At 51.7% G+C, this 286-nt stretch carries 2 rRNA genes; both read right to left on the minus strand.

Going from position 1 to position 286, the window contains the following annotated elements:
* Nucleotides 1–94: ribosomal RNA gene (gene rrf, locus ACO0U8_RS24245) — 5S ribosomal RNA — on the minus strand; the annotation flags it as partial.
* A gap of 115 nt (nucleotides 95–209) precedes the next feature.
* A 23S ribosomal RNA gene (locus tag ACO0U8_RS24250) occupies nucleotides 210–286 on the minus strand; the annotation flags it as partial.

Consider the following 286-nt stretch of genomic DNA (forward strand, 5'->3'; position numbering starts at 1 on the left):
CATGGGGAGACCCCACACTACCATCGGCGCTACGGCGTTTCACTTCTGAGTTCGGCATGGGGTCAGGTGGGACCACCGCGCTAGTGCCGCCAGGCAAATTCTGTTTCATCCATAACGCGCACCTTAAATCAGGCTTGCACTACGAACCAATCTCGGAACTTCAGCTGAAAATCTACTTCAGAGCCACTCTAAAACACCTTTGGTGTTGTAAGGTTAAGCCTCTCGGGTCATTAGTACTGGTTAGCTCAATGCATCGCTGCACTTACACACCCAGCCTATCAACGTC

This window comes from Rahnella sp. EDr1-12 (genome assembly GCF_049206505.1).
GTDB lineage: Bacteria > Pseudomonadota > Gammaproteobacteria > Enterobacterales > Enterobacteriaceae > Rahnella > Rahnella rivi.